The following is an 862-nucleotide window of genomic DNA, read 5'->3' on the forward strand; positions in this document are numbered from 1 at the left end:
GTGATCGTAGACTCGGACTACAGCTTCTAGAAGGGTGCTGGCTGTCCTCACTTCGTCGCCACTGCTTGGGAAACCGATTCAGTAGCCTAGGCTGCTTTGTGAGCAGCTTCCTGGACTTTGGCATGGGTAAACTTGCTCAGCCCGTGGATGGTCTTTTCCCAGTAGAAGGGCTTGGTGAAAAGCTGCCACAGAGCCATGTAAGCTGCCATAGAGTGCAGTTGCCAGTAGATGGGGTTGAGCAGGGCATAGAAGGCCAGATCGTAGTACCCTCGCCGGAAAACGGCCACCAAGTTGAGGTAAATCCCAATGGCATTGCCCACCAGGAGGTTAAACAAGCCCAGATAAACCAGCCAACTGGGGAAAATGTTTTGCAGCCAATGAGCACGGGTGAGCAGCCAGTAGAAAAAGAGCAGCCACATAATGGGGCTGGTGAGGAAGGTGAAGAAGCTGCCCCCGATGAAAAATTGGTAGGCCAGCCAGTTTTTGAGGCCCAGTTTGCGCAACGAGCGCAGGGGGTGGCGGTTGTGGACTAGCCAAGTCTGCATGTAGCCCTTAATCCAGCGAGAGCGCTGCCGGATCCAGTTTTTAACAGCGCAGTTGGCCTCTTCATAAGTGGTGGAGTTGATCACCCCCACCGTATAGCCGTGCTGGCTGGCGCGGATGCCTAGATCTGCGTCTTCGGTGACGTTAAAGGGATCCCATCCCTGCAGCTCCCGCAGGCGGTCAGTGCGAAAGTGGTTGCTGGTGCCACCCAAGGGGATCGGCATTCTGAGAGTTTCCAAACCCGGCAGAAGGTAATCAAACCAATAGGAATACTCCAGGGTGAACATGCGGGTGAGGAAGTTCTCGTTGCGGTTGAAGT

At 54.6% G+C, this 862-nt stretch carries 1 protein-coding gene; it reads right to left on the reverse strand.

The features are described 5' to 3' along the window. Nucleotides 1-86: 86 nt before the first annotated feature. A partial coding sequence (locus NW846_RS03275; RefSeq protein WP_414515304.1) for a glycosyltransferase family 2 protein occupies nucleotides 87-862 on the reverse strand: 776 nt, incomplete at its 5' end.

The organism is Synechococcus sp. W60.3 (genome assembly GCF_047502615.1).
GTDB lineage: Bacteria > Cyanobacteriota > Cyanobacteriia > Thermostichales > Thermostichaceae > Thermostichus.